Source organism: Anaerotruncus sp. 1XD42-93 (assembly GCF_009917605.1).
Taxonomy (GTDB): Bacteria; Bacillota; Clostridia; order Oscillospirales; family Ruminococcaceae; genus Anaerotruncus.
In genome coordinates this window covers 36,815-51,478 of the sequence record NZ_QZEG01000008.1, presented here as the reverse complement: position 1 = coordinate 51,478, position 14,664 = coordinate 36,815, and the positions used below count along the sequence as shown (strand labels likewise).

The 14,664-nt window shown below is 56.7% G+C and carries 13 protein-coding genes and 1 tRNA gene; 10 read left to right on the top strand and 4 right to left on the bottom strand.

What is annotated here, in order from left to right; all coding sequences use genetic code 11:
• Nucleotides 1-128 precede the first annotated feature (128 nt).
• A complete protein-coding gene (locus D5269_RS05085; protein WP_016316753.1) occupies nucleotides 129-1,064 on the bottom strand; it encodes a magnesium transporter CorA family protein in 936 nt (311 codons plus the stop codon).
• Nucleotides 1,065-1,848: 784 nt separating this feature from the next.
• The gene (locus tag D5269_RS05080; RefSeq protein ID WP_120484062.1) at nucleotides 1,849-3,771 is read right to left on the bottom strand and encodes a FapA family protein; all 1,923 of its coding nucleotides are present in this window, start codon (nucleotides 3,769-3,771) and stop codon (nucleotides 1,849-1,851) included.
• A gap of 233 nt (nucleotides 3,772-4,004) precedes the next feature.
• Here D5269_RS05080 and D5269_RS05075 point away from each other — a divergent pair, with 233 nt between their 5' ends.
• The gene (locus D5269_RS05075) at nucleotides 4,005-4,679 is read left to right on the top strand and encodes a redox-sensing transcriptional repressor Rex (protein ID WP_016316755.1); all 675 of its coding nucleotides are present in this window, start codon (nucleotides 4,005-4,007) and stop codon (nucleotides 4,677-4,679) included.
• 55 nt (nucleotides 4,680-4,734) lie between these two features.
• Here the strand turns inward: D5269_RS05075 and rsmA are convergent, their stop codons facing one another.
• A complete protein-coding gene (gene rsmA, locus D5269_RS05070) occupies nucleotides 4,735-5,583 on the bottom strand; it encodes a 16S rRNA (adenine(1518)-N(6)/adenine(1519)-N(6))-dimethyltransferase RsmA (protein WP_120484061.1) in 849 nt (282 codons plus the stop codon).
• A 199-nt stretch (nucleotides 5,584-5,782) separates the two neighbouring features.
• On the opposite strand from rsmA, the gene D5269_RS05065 reads away from it, so the two are divergent.
• Nucleotides 5,783-6,274 (top strand): dCMP deaminase family protein, encoded by a 492-nt coding sequence (locus tag D5269_RS05065; RefSeq protein WP_016316757.1) that lies wholly within the window; start codon nucleotides 5,783-5,785, stop codon nucleotides 6,272-6,274.
• A 194-nt stretch (nucleotides 6,275-6,468) separates the two neighbouring features.
• Here D5269_RS05065 and D5269_RS05060 read toward each other — a convergent pair.
• Nucleotides 6,469-6,544 (bottom strand) — tRNA-Val (locus D5269_RS05060).
• An 882-nt stretch (nucleotides 6,545-7,426) separates the two neighbouring features.
• Here D5269_RS05060 and ruvC point away from each other — a divergent pair.
• The 8 genes from ruvC to D5269_RS05020 all read left to right on the top strand — a co-directional run bounded on the left by ruvC (nucleotide 7,427) and on the right by D5269_RS05020 (nucleotide 14,643).
• A complete protein-coding gene (ruvC, locus tag D5269_RS05055) occupies nucleotides 7,427-7,918 on the top strand; it encodes a crossover junction endodeoxyribonuclease RuvC (protein WP_016316758.1) in 492 nt (163 codons plus the stop codon).
• Nucleotides 7,919-7,927: 9 nt separating this feature from the next.
• Nucleotides 7,928-8,527, top strand: a complete 600-nt coding sequence (gene ruvA, locus D5269_RS05050; protein ID WP_120484060.1) for a Holliday junction branch migration protein RuvA — start codon at nucleotides 7,928-7,930, stop codon at nucleotides 8,525-8,527.
• A 27-nt stretch (nucleotides 8,528-8,554) separates the two neighbouring features.
• Entirely contained in the window at nucleotides 8,555-9,604 is a 1,050-nt protein-coding gene (gene ruvB, locus D5269_RS05045; protein WP_016316760.1) for a Holliday junction branch migration DNA helicase RuvB, read from the top strand.
• Nucleotides 9,605-9,629: 25 nt separating this feature from the next.
• A complete protein-coding gene (gene glmM / locus D5269_RS05040; RefSeq protein ID WP_016316761.1) occupies nucleotides 9,630-10,970 on the top strand; it encodes a phosphoglucosamine mutase in 1,341 nt (446 codons plus the stop codon).
• Between the two features lie 25 nt (nucleotides 10,971-10,995).
• The gene (locus D5269_RS05035; protein ID WP_120484059.1) at nucleotides 10,996-11,871 is read left to right on the top strand and encodes a class I SAM-dependent methyltransferase; all 876 of its coding nucleotides are present in this window, start codon (nucleotides 10,996-10,998) and stop codon (nucleotides 11,869-11,871) included.
• 240 nt (nucleotides 11,872-12,111) lie between these two features.
• Nucleotides 12,112-12,963 carry an energy-coupling factor transporter ATPase gene (locus D5269_RS05030; protein WP_016316763.1) on the top strand — a complete coding sequence of 284 codons (852 nt, stop codon included), beginning with the start codon at nucleotides 12,112-12,114 and terminating at the stop codon, nucleotides 12,961-12,963.
• Nucleotides 12,960-13,829, top strand: a complete 870-nt coding sequence (locus tag D5269_RS05025; protein ID WP_016316764.1) for an energy-coupling factor transporter ATPase — start codon at nucleotides 12,960-12,962, stop codon at nucleotides 13,827-13,829. The genes D5269_RS05030 and D5269_RS05025 overlap by 4 nt, the downstream gene beginning before the upstream one ends.
• Nucleotides 13,822-14,643, top strand: coding sequence for an energy-coupling factor transporter transmembrane component T (locus tag D5269_RS05020; protein WP_120484058.1), 822 nt, complete (start codon nucleotides 13,822-13,824; stop codon nucleotides 14,641-14,643). Before D5269_RS05025 ends, D5269_RS05020 begins: the two co-directional genes overlap by 8 nt.
• Nucleotides 14,644-14,664 lie beyond the last annotated feature (21 nt).

Genomic DNA, 14,664 nt, shown 5'->3' with positions numbered 1-14,664 from the left:
TCCCATCCTCGAATCCTGCCAGCCGTTTTGCTGCCTGGAAAGCAGCAGCCCCTGCGTTGGGGGTGGCCCGCGGCAGAGGCTGTGCCGGAAATTTCATCCGGCGTTGCTTTCTATCCTGATTTTGATGTTCAGTGGAACATGTCCTTTTTCATCAGCACGAGCGTCACGATCGCGCTGGCGATGAGCGCAATTACAATCGGGAACCACCAGACCGCCAATGGGAGTCCGGTTACATTCATGCCGTAAAAGCTGAACACGATATTCGGGATCGCCATAACAATCGTGATACAGGTCAGCACCTTCATCACAATGTTCAGGTTGTTTGAGATAACCGACGCGAACGCATCCATTGTCCCGGAGAGGATGTTGGAATAGATGTTCCCCATTTCGATTGCCTGTTTGATCTCGATCAGGACATCCTCGAGCAGGTCCTCATCCTCCTCATAGAGCTTAATGATCCGCCCGCGCAGAATCTTTTCAAGGGTGATCTCATCTGCTTTCAGCGAGGTGGAGAAATAAACCAGCGATTTTTCCAGCCCCAGAAGCTGGATCAGCTCCTTGTTTTTCATCGACTGGTGCAGCCGCTGCTCGGTAGTCGATGAAATTTTGTCAATCTGCTTGAGGTAGATCAGGAACCGCTGGGAAATCCGCAGCAGGGTCAGCAGCAGAAACCGCGTTTTCAGCGAGGTTTGCAGCCCTTTCACCCGTCCGGCCGCAAGATCAAGGATGGTCATATTCTCATGCAGGCAGACGGTGATTACATATTCCTGTGTGATGATAATACCCATTGGAAGTGTCGTATAAAGGATCGTCTTGTTCTCATCCGCCTGCTCCTCCGCAGACGGATAGTCAACGATCACGAGGGTCTGTCCCTCCTCGCTCTCGATACGGGAGCTTTCTTCCTCATCGAGCGCGGCACGCACGAAATCCGGCTCGACTCCGAGGTCTCCGGTCAGAAACGCGATTTCCCCTTCGGTCGGGCTGACCGCAGAGATCCAGCACCCCGTTTCCGGAGCGTCAATCCGCAGAACGCGGTTGTCTATTGTCTTGTAAAAATTCAGCATCGCAAACCCCTTTCTTCAAGGGGCAGCTCCCTCGGCGGCAGTTCCCCTTGACACTCGGTCCTGTTCTTTTTGCAGCCTGCTACTGTGGCCGTTTCCTGGGTCAGGGTTCAAAACTGTACACCTCCTGCTGTTTTGACCGGGACGGGAACAGGTTATGCCCGCGCACCGCCCTGGCCATCGTTTTGGTATCATAGCTGTTTTGCAGCTATGATGCCACAATTGCGAAGCGATGTGGTATCATTGGCCATCAGGACGGGAGCAGGCTGTGCCTGCGTATCGTCCTGGCCATCGTTTTGGTATCATAGCTGTTTTGCAGCTATGATGCCACAATTGCGAAGCAATGTGGTATCATTGGCCATCAGGACGGGAGCAGGCTATGCCTGCGTATCGCCCTGGCCATCGTTTTGGTATCATAGCTGTTTTGCAGCTATGATGCCACAATTGCGAAGCGATGTGGTATCATTGGCCATCAGGACGGGAGCAGGCTGTGCCTGCGTATCGTCCTGGCCATCGTTTTGGTATCATAGCTGTTTTGCAGCTATGATGCCACAATTGCGAAGCGATGTGGTATCATTGGCCATCAGGACGGGAGCAGGCTGTGCCTGCGTATCGTCCTGGCCATCGTTTTGGTATAATAGCTGTTTTGCAGCTATTATACCACAGAAATCCGCGATTGCAAACGGATTTTGCTCAAAAACCAACAATCAGGCGGCTAACATACATTAACCGCCTGATTTAGCCGATTTTGCAGAAAAACCCACTGTTTTCAGCCCTTTTAGCCAGGTCAACAGGTGCCGATCACGACCTCGTCCTCCCAATAATAAATGTTGCATTTATAGTAGGTAGAGGTTACAACTATGCTTGCTGAACCGATCGAGATGCTGGTTCCTGAATAGAGCACATCGCAGCGGATCCTCCCTTTGTTCGAGTTGTGGATGATCTCGCAGACCTCCCCAAGCTCACTGAGCTTTTGCCGCTCCTTCATTTGCAGCAACGGCTTTTCCAGACGGAGCTTTCCCAGAATTCTGGTACGGTCCTCATCCAAAGATTTCTGGCGTTTGAGAAATTCGAGATCCTTCAGCACCTCCCGCAGCCGCTTCTGAATGTCTGCAACCTGCTGTTCCAGATCCCGCTGCTTTTCAACGATCTGAGGGGTGCTCCCAATCACAAATTTGGTGTACCGGTTAGAACCGTTGCCAATCAGTTTGGCCTCGACATTGCGGATGACCGCAAGCTGGCCTCCAATAATGGTGCCGCGCCCGGTAGTAACATGTAAACTCCCGCCGCATGAGACATTCGACCAGAGGATCGAACTGGCGTAGATGTCCCCGGCCGCGATTACCTCGCAGTTCTCGATGAAGTTGCTGCGGATATCTCCCTGCGCTTCCAGCCTGCCGGTCAGATTCCCGTTGATCCCTTTGCCGAGCGTGATGTTTTTTTTGGCATAAATCTGCGCGCTCTCAACCATCCCGCGCACCTCAACCGAGCCGGTGGAACGGATGACCAGCCCTTCACAGACATCTCCATAGATCAGGATGTCCCCTGAATGTTCGAGGTTGCCCATTGAGTAATCAACATCCCCATTGATGACCAACAGTGTTTTGACCAAAAAATGGTTATTCTCGAAGGTGAGATAGCCATCAATCGCCGAGACGAGCATGGAACCGTCGGATGAGACCTGCGTATTCGGGATTTTGGGCATCATAACCGGTTTCGCGGTCTTCCCGCGCACCGGGCCTCCCTGCACATTGATCCCCATCTGCATCTCTACCGGGGGGATCGCCCGGAAAAGCGGCGTCCCCTTTACAACGCGGGTAATCTGGTTGATGCTATGGTAGACGTTCTGTTCCTCATCGGCTTCCTCTTCGAGCTTGACCGTCATCTCCCGGCAGTTTTCCAGCCTGCCGTCGATTCCGTCAACCGGAGGCTGGCCTTTCGCGATCGGAAGCAGTTTGAAATACATCCGCTTGGATACTGCCTGAAGGATGAGGTCACGGTTGATTCCAAAGTTGACGCCCATGCTTTCCAACCGCGCATCGACCGCATCTACGGTCATTTCCATCCCACCGTTGAGCGGAGGGAATGCAAACATCCAGACGGTCATGACATCCTTGGACAGCCAGAAATAAAGCAGGGCATTTTTATTGGATTCCCCTTCGTCGAGCTGTTTATGCGCCCGGCGTACCTGTGCAGCCTGCTGAAGCTCGGTCATCATATGGTCCCGCTCATTCTCTTTCGAGCTTTCCGGAAGGCGATCGGATTGTCCGGCTTCTTCCGATGCGGCATCCCCTTCGCTGCCTTCTGGACTTTCGGATTGTTCCGCAGGCTCGATCTCGGAAAACGGGTCATATGTCTGCCCTTGTATTCTATAGGTCAGCACCCACTGCTGCCAGAGGTCCAGAATGCCATCCCCGGTACTGTCCTCCAGCCATGCAGTTTGTTTCGCATCGCTGATGACCGAAGCCTGCTGCGCGAATGTGGGTTCGGAGGCGTCCTCCTCGTCCGGCTCGTCTTCGCCGGACTTTTCCGCTCCATCCCGCCCGGGTTTCGGCTTTCGCTTCTGCTGGCTCTTCAGCCAGAGGCGGTAGAGCAGGGTCTGTGTTTTGTCTCCGTCATTGGCGCTGGCCTGTTTGCGGCTTTCCTGCGTCTCCTGATCCTGTTCATCCAGTTCCGGCTCCAACACCTGAGTCTCTTTCTCCGGATCCATTCTTGCTTCACCTCCTATCCTCTATCCCTATTTTACTATATTTGAATCAGAATTACCATATCATGCATAAATTTTGGACAGAATTTTTTCGCTTATTTTTCTCATTTATCCCAAAAGCACACGGTTGCTTTTTATTTGACAATTCCCGTAACCTGTTATAATATTATCATATTGTACAGATTTTCTACAGGTTTTTACCTGCTATTTGATTTTTTAGTAAAGGTTGTGGTCTTATGCCAAAAAATGAAGGGGTTTCCCGCTCGGTGGTAAGACGTCTTCCCAGATATTACCGATTTTTGGGTGATCTTTTGAAAAAAGATGTGACCCGCATCTCTTCCCGTGAACTTGCGCAGCTCATGCAGCTCACCGCGTCGCAAATCCGGCAGGATTTGAACTGCTTTGGCGGATTCGGTCAGCAGGGATACGGTTATAATGTAGCGGCGCTCCATAAGGAGATCGCCAACATCATGGGGCTGAACAAGCTGAACGGCACAATCCTGCTGGGCGCGGGCAACCTTGGGCGCACAATCGCAAAGCATATGCATTTCGAATCGAGTGGGTTCCGGCTCGAAGGGATATTTGACGTCAACCCCCAGATCATCGGGCAGGCGCTCAATGGGCTGGTGGTTCAGGATGTAGCCGGGCTTTCCGCTTTTTGCGAAGCCCACCGCCCGCGCGCTGCAATCCTGTGCATCCCCAAAGAGGTCGCCTATGACTGCGCAAAAGAACTGATGGCGCTGGGCGTCAACTGTTTCTGGAATTTCTCCCATTACGACCTGACCCTCAACTTTGAAGGGGCAGTGGTGGAGAATGTCCACCTCGGGGACAGCCTAATGACACTCTGCTACCAGATCAATGCCTATTACGCGGATGAGGAAGCATCCGGCCTATCCGGAAAAGCAAAATAGCCCCTTTCCCGCTGGCCGGAAGCTGCGGGTTTGCATCCATCGCCGGAAATCCTGCTCAAAGAAGACTGCGCGCGATCGACGCGAACTGCTCCAGATCAAGCTGTTCTGCCCGCGCGCTGGATGGGACCCCTGCCCGTATGAGCAGGCTGTCCGCCTCGGCCTTGGGAATGCCAAGCCCGCCCGAAAGGCAGTTCAGCAGTGTTTTTCTGCGCATAGAGAACGCTGCTCTGACCACCCGGAAAAATGCTTCGGGTGGTGCGTCCACCGCCGGGTTGGGCAGCACATCCAGCCGGATCACTGCCGAATCCACATCAGGAGCGGGCAGGAACGAACCGCGGGACACCTGGAACAGCAGCTTTGGCTCGCTGTAGTACCGCACTGCAATACTGACTGCACCGACCTCCCGCGTGCCGGGCCGGGCGCAAAGCCGCTGGGCCGCCTCTTTCTGCACCATAACGGTGATCGACCGGATGGGAAGCCGCTGTTCAAGCAGGCGCATGATAACCGGAGAGGTGATGTAGTAGGGAAGGTTGGCGCAGACCGCCACTTGCATCCCTGCAAATTTTTCGGCAATCAGGGCGGAAAGGTCGACCTGCATCACATCAGCGTTGACGATCTCAATGTTGTCATAGCCGGCAAGGGTCTCGTCCAGCACTGGCAGCAGCCGGGTATCGATCTCGACGCAGACCACCTTATCCGCCCGTTTGGCCAGCTCGGCGGTAAGCACCCCGATTCCTGCGCCAATCTCAAGCATCCCGACTCCGGGGCCGGCTCCGCCCAGTTCGGCCATCCGCGGGCAGACCGCCGGGTTGATCAGGAAGTTCTGTCCCAGTGATTTGGAAAAGGTAAACCCGTGTCGGGACAGCACATCCCGGATCACGCCGATGTTGGAAAGCTGCTCCATAAAACTCCTCTGTCGCAGCATCTGCTGCGGCTTCTTGTAAAATTCACCAAGATTGGCTGGTTCTATTATAATGCATCCAGGACAAAGTCGCAAGCCTTGTCCGGATACAGCGGCTTTGCGGAACGCAGGTCCTCTTGGAGCGGCCTTAAAACAGTCCGCTCCATTTTCAGAGATTGATAATATAAAGGAAGTGTTCTATATGACAAGACGTGATAAAGCAAACTATTATCTTGATATTGCCGAAACAGTGGCCGAGCGCGGCACCTGCCTGCGCCGCAATTTTGGGGCGATCATCGTAAAAAATGACCAGATCGTTTCGACTGGCTATGTCGGTGCACCCCGTGGGCGCGAAAACTGCTCTGATCTTGGTTATTGCACCCGTGAAAAGCTCAATATCCCGCGGGGGCAGCGGTATGAACTCTGCCGGTCGGTGCACGCCGAGATGAACGCGATCATCCACGCTTCCCGCGTGGATATGCTTGGAGCCACCCTTTATCTGGTCGGCAGGGAGGTCAGCGACGGCAGCTATGTCCAGAACGCCAGCCCCTGTTCGATGTGTGCACGCCTGATTATCAACGCGGGGATATCCACGGTGGTGGTGCGGGACACGCGGGACGCTTATCGAGTGTATGATGTCAACGAAGCGTGGGTGGAACAGGACGAGTCTCTCAGCGGCCTCTCCAATTATTGAGAGATGGAAAGTCAATGTCATTCCCGATCCACTTTATAAAAGCAGCGAGGTTGAACGGGAGGCGGCGCCCCGCCGCTGACCGGGTGGGGCGCTCCCTTAAAAGCGGTACAACAGACATCCATGCGTTGGCCCCATGCAGAGTTTTTTTAGACAACAAAAAAATGCCGCCCGGACTATTGCCCGAACAGCACCCCTGGTGGACGGTAACGGGTTCGAACCGCTGACCCCCTGCACGTCAAGCAGGTGCTCTACCAGCTGAGCTAACCGTCCTTATTTTTTGTATCTGTCTCGCTGACGACGTTTGTTATTATATAACACTTGTCCGGAAAAATCAAGAGGAAAATACAAAAAATTTTAAAAAAATTTTATAGATCGGAAAAGTGCCCCGGGAAAAGGGCACTTTTTATGCAAATCTGTCAAATATTGCCCTGTGAATCCCGGCAAAATGGAGAAGAAAAGGGTTGTTCAACCAAAGCGGAATATGATATAATAGCTGCGAACCAGCTATTATATCATTACTTATGGCCAGAACGATCCGCGGGCAGTCGCCCGCTTCCGTTCGGATGGCCGATTCAGCCAAACCGCTCCGCGGATGTGGCTGAATAGCTGCGAACCAGCTATTCTATCATGGCTATGGCCAGAACGATCCGCGGGCAGTCGCCCGCTTCCGTTCGGATGGCCGATTCAGCCAAACCGCTCCGCGGATGTGGCTGAATAGCTGCGAACCAGCTATTATATCATTACTTATGGCCAGAACGATCCGCGGGCAGTCGCCCGCTTCCGTTCGGATGGCCGATTCAGCCAAACCGCTCCGCGGATGTGGCTGAATAGCTGCGAACCAGCTATTCTATCATGGCTATGGCCAGAACGATCCGCGGGCAGCCGTCCGCTTCCGTTCCAATGTCCGATTTAGCCAAATTGATCCTCGGCTGCGGCACAATGGCGATCGTATCCGAGAACTTTTGAAGCATTAGGGCTTGTCTGAAATCAGGGAAATGGATGGACGCTCTATAATAAAGTGAGCAGCTGCAAGAAAAAAGCGTGGGAACACATTATGTAATGTATCTCGGGTATTTCTGACGCAGCAAACAGTATTTTCGATTGGGAGAATACTGTGATTTCGATTTTTCAGACAGCTCCCAGGAGGAAACTATGGTCATCCTTGGAATTGACCCCGGCTATGCGATCGTAGGATATGGAGTGGTGCGCTATCTGCGCGGCCGGTTTTCTCCGGTGCGGTTCGGGGCGATCACCACGCCCGCCGGGATGGGATTTCCGGCGCGTCTCGAGATGATTTATCAGGACATGACCGCGCTGCTCGACCGGTCAAGCCCCGATGTACTTTCAATTGAGCAGCTCTTTTTTACCAACAACAAGACGACCGGTATTGATGTCGCGCAGGCGCGGGGGGTAATCCTCCTGGCGGCCCAGCAGCATGGGGTGCCGGTCTGCGAATATACACCGATGCAGGTCAAGCAGAGCGTGGTCGGCTATGGCCGCGCGGAAAAACAGCAGGTGATGGAGATGACTCGTCAGCTGCTCGGGCTCGAAAAGGTGCCGCGTCCGGACGATACCGCTGACGCACTCGCGCTTGCAATCTGCCATGGGCATTGCAGCGGTTCACTGCTCCGTCTGCTCAAATAGGGGGTAACCATGTTTTATAGTCTGACCGGAAAACTGATCCATACCGAAGCCTATCTCGCTGTTGTGGAATGCGGCGGGGTGGGCTATCGCTGTATGACATCCCTGACCACCCTTTCCTGCCTGCCGCCCGCGGGGGAACGGGTCACGCTTTATACCCATCTGAATGTGCGGGAGGACGCGCTCGACCTGTTCGGATTTTATTCGATGAACGAGCTGGATGCGTTTAAAAAGCTGATCGGCGTTTCGGGGGTTGGGCCGAAATCTGCGCTGGCGATCCTTTCGGATATGACCCCTGACCGGCTGGCGCTCTGTATCGCGTCGGGGGATGCCAAAAGCCTGACCCGCGCACCGGGTGTTGGCGTCAAACTCGCACAGCGCCTGATCCTCGAGCTGAAGGATAAAATTTCAAAGGCGGAGCTTGCGTCGGGGGTTGGAGAGGCGGCGGTGCAGATCGGCGCGGATGGCTCGGGTATGAACGAGGCGGCAGCCGCGCTCTGTACGCTCGGATACAGCCAGTCACAGGCTGCGGAAGCGCTGGCGGGGCTTGCCGCAGACCTGCCGGTGGATGAGCTGATCCGGCAGGCGCTGAAAAAGGTCGCGAGGCTGTGAACCGCTTGAGAAAGGGACGAAAGAACGATGTTTGACAATGAGATGGATTTTGAAAACCGGATCATGGCGCCCGATTACGTCCCGGAGGACACCGAGGTGGAGGTTTCTCTGCGTCCCCGCGTCCTTGATGACTACATTGGCCAGGAGAAGGTCAAGGAAAATATGGGGGTTTTTATCCAGGCGGCCAAAGGACGCGGGGAACCGCTCGACCATGTGCTGCTTTATGGCCCGCCGGGCCTCGGCAAGACCACCCTTTCGGGGATCATCGCCAACGAGATGAACGTCAATATCCGCATTACCAGCGGCCCGGCGATCGAAAAACCGGGGGATTTGGCCGCATTACTCACAAATCTTGCGCCAAAGGATATACTGTTTATAGATGAAATCCACCGGCTGTCCCGCGCGGTGGAGGAGGTTCTCTACCCGGCGATGGAGGATTTTGCGCTGGATATCATCATCGGGAAAGGCCCGTCGGCGCGCTCGATCCGGATCGACCTGCCGCACTTCACCCTGATCGGTGCGACGACCCGCGCCGGGCAGCTCACCTCCCCGCTGCGCGACCGGTTCGGTGTGATCCAGCGGCTCGAGCTTTACACCAACGAACAGCTCTGCACGATTGTCCGCCGCAGCGCCTCGATCCTTGGGATCGACTGCGAGGAGGACGGCGCATTTGAGCTGGCGCGGCGCAGCCGGGGGACGCCCCGCATCGCCAACCGCCTGCTCAAGCGGGTACGGGATTTCGCACAGGTGATGGGGGATGGCCGGATCACCCGGGAGATCGCATCGGTCGCGCTCGACCGGCTCGAGATCGACCGGCTGGGGCTTGACAGCGCGGACCGCCGGATTCTGGAAACGATCATCAAAAACTATGCTGGAGGGCCGGTTGGACTGGAAACGCTCGCGGCAGCCTGCGGAGAAGAGGCGGTGACAATCGAAGATGTGGTGGAACCGTTCCTGATGCAGCTGGGCTTCCTTTCGCGGACCCCGCGCGGGCGCTGTGCCACCCTTCTGGCCTATCAGCATATGGGCATCCGCCCGCCGCAGGGGATGGGCGGGGAACAGTTGGCTCTGGATTGAATTACATAGGATGGGGGAATACCGTATGGGAAGAATTTTTGGAACGGATGGGGTGCGTGGGATCGCAAATGGGGACCTCTCGATCGGGCTTGCAACCAATATCGGGCGTGCGGCGGGCATGGTTGTAGAGAAGGAGACCGGCCGCCAGCCGACCTTCCTGGTCGGCAAAGACACCCGGATTTCTTCGGATATGCTCGAAGCGGCGATCTCGGCAGGGCTTTGCAGCGCAGGCGCAAATGTCATCCAGATCGGCGTAGTGCCAACCCCGGCGGTCGCCTATCTTGTAACCCGGTACGGCGCACAGGCGGGCGTGATGCTCTCTGCGAGCCACAATCCCTATGAATACAACGGCATTAAACTCTTCAGCGGCGCGGGCTTTAAGCTGCGTGACGAACAGGAAGAGGAGATCGAACGGATCGTTCTTGACGGGGAGCGTCCGTACAGCATCAAGTCCGCAAGCGAGATCGGGACGATCTCGTTCGCGGCGCGGGCGGCGGACGATTATGTGGATTACCTGAAAACCACCCTCCCGGGCGGGCTTTCGGGGATGCGGCTGGCGATCGACTGTTCCAACGGCAGCGCAAGCGTCACTGCGAAAAAGCTGTTTGAAGGGCTGGGGGCCGAATGCACCATCTTCTGCGCCGAGCCGGACGGGCTGAACATCAACTGGCACTGTGGTTCGACCCATATTGAAGAGCTGTCGCGCAAAGTGCGGATGGGCAGCTACGACCTCGGGCTGGCGTTCGACGGGGATGCCGACCGGTGCCTGGCGGTGGACGAGAACGGCGCACTGGTAGATGGCGACAAGCTGCTCGCGCTGTTCGCATACCACCTCAAGGAGCAGGGCAGACTGAAAAATAACACCCTGGTCGCAACGGTGATGAGCAATCTCGGCCTGTTCAAGTTCGCAGAGAAGCATGGGATCGAGATGCGGGCGACCAAAGTCGGTGACCGGTATGTGCTTGAGACGATGCTCAACGAGGGCTTCTGTATCGGCGGGGAGCAGTCGGGCCACATCATCTTCCGCGATTTCATGACCACCGGCGACGGCCAGCTTTCCGGCTTACAGCTGGCGGGATTGCTCAAGAAGTCGGGGCAGAAGCTGTCCGAAGCCGCATCCCTGATGGAGACCTACCCCCAGACCCTGCTCAATATCCACGCCACTCCGGAGATGAAGGCATCGCTCGAGCAGGATCAGTCGGTACAGGAGGCGATCCGGCAGGAGGAGGAGAAGCTCGGAGGGAATGGCCGAATCCTGGTGCGCCCGTCAGGGACCGAGCCGCTGATCCGGATTATGATTGAGGGGCAGGACATCAAAGAGATCGAACGGATGGCGCAGCGGATCGCCAGTGTGATCCAGGGATGAGACAGAAGGGAAAAGGGAGGACGTCATGAGGGCAGCGACCGGATGGAGCGCATTTGAAGTGCTCGACGCCAGCGCAGGCGAAAAGCTCGAGCGATGGGGCCAGGTCACATTGGTGCGGCCTGACCCGCAGGTGATCTGGAACACCCCGCGGGACAGTGCTTGGGAAAAGGCAAACGCGCGGTATAACCGTTCAAGCGAAGGGGGCGGGAGCTGGAGCGTGCGCTCGCTCCCCCAGAGCGAATGGGAAATCCCCTATCGGGAGCTGCGGTTCCGCATCCGCCCGACCGGGTTCAAGCACACCGGCCTGTTCCCGGAACAGGCGGTCAACTGGGACCTGATGTCCGGGCTGATCCGCGCGGCGGGACGGCAGCTCAACATCCTGAACCTGTTCGCCTACACCGGCGGCGCAACCCTTGCCTGCGCGGCAGCGGGCGCCAGGGTCTGCCACGTGGACGCGAGCAAAGGGATGGTCCAGTGGGCGCGGGAGAATGCCGCGCTGTCGGGGCTTTCGGAACGGCCGGTCCGGTGGATCGTTGACGACTGCAAAAAGTTTGTCGAGCGGGAGATCCGGCGCGGGGTGCGGTACGACGGGGTTGTCATGGACCCGCCCAGCTATGGGCGCGGCCCGGGCGGCGAGGTCTGGAAGCTGGAGGACAGCGTCTATGAGCTTGTACGCACCTGTGCGCAGGTACTTTCAGAGGATGCGCGGTTCTTTCTGCTGAACTCGTACACCACCGGGCTTTCCCCGTCGGTCATGCAGTATATCCTCTCAGTGACGGTCGGAGCTATGCATGGCGGCACTGTCACAGCCGACGAAATCGGCCTGCCGGTCAAAAAATCCGGATTGGTTTTGCCCTGCGGCTCTACGGCGGTCTGGATGAAAAACAGTGTGTCTTTGTAAGGGCGTTTTTTCTCCTGCAAAAGCGCCCTCCTGCCGCCCGGGGAGCGGCGATCCACCCGGACATGCACTTCTTAGGATGAGTATCCCGCGCCAGGAGCCGCCTGCGACGAATGCATTTGAAGCGCTTCGCTGATGGCTCGCAGTGCAGAAGCTGACTGACGCGAAGCGCCGGTTTTTGGACCGGCGCAAAAGCAGACGAAACGTTTTGTCATGATTTTTACAGAAAAGGGATAACAGTATATGGGAGACATCATCACCGCAAACGGGGTTTCCTTCGGGTACCCCAAAGAGAACAATGAACTGAATGTTGTGCTGCGGGGCGTGAGCCTCACCATCCGTGAGGGAGAATTTGTTGCGGTACTTGGGCATAACGGCTCGGGAAAGAGCACGTTTGCCAAGCATCTCAACGCGATCCTTGTCCCGAATGAGGGTACAGTGACCGTCTGCGGCATTGATACCCGCGAGGAGGACAGGCTCTACGAGATCCGGCAGCAGGTCGGCATGGTATTTCAAAACCCCGACAACCAGATTGTAGCTACCATTGTAGAGGAGGACGTGGCGTTCGGCCCGGAAAATATGGGGGTCGAGCCGTCCGAAATCCGGCGCAGGGTGGACGAGGCGCTCGCGGATGTGGGTATGACCGAGTATAAAGCCCATGCCCCGCATCAGCTTTCGGGCGGGCAGAAGCAGCGGATCGCGATTGCGGGGATCATCGCGATGCGTCCGCGCTGCATCCTGCTCGATGAGCCGACCGCGATGCTTGACCCAAAGGGCCGCCGGGAGGTTATGTCCACCCTCAAGCGGCTCAACCGGGAACACGGGATTACCGCCGTTCTCATTACCCATTATATGGAGGAAGCCGCTGAGGCCGACCGGGTAGTCGTAATGAACGATGGACAAGTCCTGCTGGACGACAACCCGCGCGCGGTTTTTTCGCATGTGAAGGAGCTGAAACGGGTCGGGCTGGATGTCCCGCAGGCGACCGAGCTTTGTTATGAGCTGCGCAAGGCGGGCTACGACCTGCCGGAGGGCATCCTTTACGAGGACGAATGCGCGCAGGCGATTGCGCAGCTTTTGGAGGTGGCGGGATGAATGCGATCAAGGCCGAAAATCTGACCTATGTTTATTCCCCCAACACCCCGTTTGAAAAGGCGGCGATCCAGGATATCAACCTCGAGATCGAGCAGGGGGAGTTTGTCGGGGTGATCGGGCATACCGGTTCGGGCAAAAGCACCCTGATCCAGCATTTCAACGGCCTGCTCAAACCCACCTCGGGGAGAATCTTCATCAACGGCACCGACCTCTGGGCGGACGGCACCGACCGCCGCGCCTACCGGTTCAAGGTGGGGCTGGTGTTCCAGTATCCGGAATACCAGCTCTTCGAGGAGACGGTCTATAAGGACATCGCGTTTGGCCCGACAAATATGGGCCTTTCCCCCGCCGAGGTTGAACAGCGGGTGAGAGAGGCGGCGATTGCGGTCGGGCTGAAGCCGCACCATATGGAAAAATCCCCGTTTGAGCTTTCAGGCGGGCAGAAACGGCGGGTAGCGATTGCGGGGGTCCTTGCGATGGGACCGGATATCCTGATCCTGGACGAGCCGACCGCAGGGCTGGACCCGAAAGGCCGGGAGCAGATCCTTGGGATGATTAAGGCGTACCACCGCCAGCGCAGGAACACGATTCTTCTGGTTTCGCACAGCATGGAGGACATCGCCAGATATGCGAACAAGGTGCTGGTGCTCAACCGGTCGGGGGTCGCGATGTATGACGACGTAGCGACCGTCTTTTCCCGCGCGGAAGAGATCACCCGGATCGGGCTTTCGGTGCCGCAGATCACCCGGATTTTCGGCAGGCTCCGCGCGCAGGGGTTCCCGGTGAGCGAGAGCGTCTACACCATGGACTACGCAAAGCAGGAGCTGCTTTCGCTGCTCGCGAAGGGGGGAAAAACCGGTGCTTAAAGATATCACTATCGGACAGTATTTTCCAGGCAGTTCCCCGATCCACAAGCTCGATCCGCGGGTAAAAATCCTGCTGACCCTCGGTTACATCGTTGTCCTGTTTGCCGCGACCAACCCGATCGGGCTTTCGGTGGGCATCCTGTTTCTGGTGTTCGCCTACGGGCTTTCCAAAATCCCGCCGGTTATGATCCTGAAAAGCCTGCGTCCGGTGATCCCAATTATCCTGTTCACCTCGGTTCTGAACATGCTCTTCATCGAAGGGGATGTGATCTTCCAGTGGTGGATTCTGCGGATCACTGTGCAGGGGGTCACAACCGCGGTCGTAATGAGCGTACGGATCATCTGCCTGATCGCAGGCACCTCCCTGCTGACCTATACCACCTCGCCAATCGCCCTCACCGATGGAATCGAACGGCTCTGTTCGCCGCTCAAACGGTTCAAGCTGCCGGTGCATGAGCTGGCCATGATGATGACGATTGCCCTGCGGTTCATCCCCACCCTGATTGAGGAGACCGACAAGATCATGTCGGCACAGAAGGCCCGCGGTGCGGACCTCGAGTCCGGTGGGCTGGTCCAGCGCGCCAAAGCGCTGATCCCGATTCTGATTCCGCTTTTTGTCTCTGCCTTCCGACGTGCGGACGAGCTTGCGCTCGCGATGGAGTGCCGCTGTTACCGGGGCGGGGAGGGGCGTACCCGGATGAAGCAGCTCAAGCTTCATGCGCGGGATGTTTACAGCTCGGCATTTGTCCTGCTCTGCATCGCGGCAGTTATCTGTATCAATCTGTTTGCGCCTGAGATTTTGACGATGAGATAAGGTGCCGCCATTCGGCATCCC

Excerpts from the sequence above, each read along its gene's own strand:
- D5269_RS05080 (WP_120484062.1), bottom strand. The coding sequence starts at position 3,771 with ATGGATCCGGAGAAAGAGACTCAGGTGTTGGAGCCGGAACTGGATGAA.
- glmM (WP_016316761.1), top strand. The coding sequence starts at position 9,630 with ATGGGAAGAATTTTTGGAACGGATGGGGTGCGTGGGATCGCAAATGGG.
- rsmA (WP_120484061.1), bottom strand. The coding sequence starts at position 5,583 with ATGGAGCAGCTTTCCAACATCGGCGTGATCCGGGATGTGCTGTCCCGA.
- D5269_RS05085 (WP_016316753.1), bottom strand. The coding sequence starts at position 1,064 with ATGCTGAATTTTTACAAGACAATAGACAACCGCGTTCTGCGGATTGAC.
- ruvB (WP_016316760.1), top strand. The coding sequence starts at position 8,555 with ATGTTTGACAATGAGATGGATTTTGAAAACCGGATCATGGCGCCCGAT.
- ruvA (WP_120484060.1), top strand. The coding sequence starts at position 7,928 with ATGTTTTATAGTCTGACCGGAAAACTGATCCATACCGAAGCCTATCTC.
- D5269_RS05065 (WP_016316757.1), top strand. The coding sequence starts at position 5,783 with ATGACAAGACGTGATAAAGCAAACTATTATCTTGATATTGCCGAAACA.
- D5269_RS05025 (WP_016316764.1), top strand. The coding sequence starts at position 12,960 with ATGAATGCGATCAAGGCCGAAAATCTGACCTATGTTTATTCCCCCAAC.
- ruvC (WP_016316758.1), top strand. The coding sequence starts at position 7,427 with ATGGTCATCCTTGGAATTGACCCCGGCTATGCGATCGTAGGATATGGA.
- D5269_RS05035 (WP_120484059.1), top strand. The coding sequence starts at position 10,996 with ATGAGGGCAGCGACCGGATGGAGCGCATTTGAAGTGCTCGACGCCAGC.
- D5269_RS05075 (WP_016316755.1), top strand. The coding sequence starts at position 4,005 with ATGCCAAAAAATGAAGGGGTTTCCCGCTCGGTGGTAAGACGTCTTCCC.
- D5269_RS05030 (WP_016316763.1), top strand. The coding sequence starts at position 12,112 with ATGGGAGACATCATCACCGCAAACGGGGTTTCCTTCGGGTACCCCAAA.